The following is a 263-nucleotide window of genomic DNA, read 5'->3' on the forward strand; positions in this document are numbered from 1 at the left end:
TAGTATGCGAATTATGACCATCTATTCCCCAAGATTGTAAGACCCAATTCATGAATCCTTCATGACCAGGGCGACCAACATGATAGGCTATTTCATTATGTCTATCTTCTTTAATCGCCTTTCTTATTCTTGCAGCAATTGTATCTAATACCTCATCCCAAGAAACACGTTCCCACTCTCCTTCTCCACGCTTTCCTTTGCGCTTTAATGGAAATAGTATTCTATCTGGATCTGTAATTTGATTTATTGTTGCTGGTCCCTTT

General features: G+C 38.8%; 1 protein-coding gene. It reads right to left on the minus strand.

The window, feature by feature from the left end:
• Nucleotides 1-263: molybdopterin-dependent oxidoreductase (locus ACRHOC_RS14870; RefSeq protein WP_431159413.1), on the minus strand; the 263-nt coding region annotated here is incomplete at both ends.

It is taken from the genome of Winogradskyella poriferorum, assembly GCF_050618035.1.
GTDB lineage: Bacteria > Bacteroidota > Bacteroidia > Flavobacteriales > Flavobacteriaceae > Winogradskyella > Winogradskyella poriferorum_A.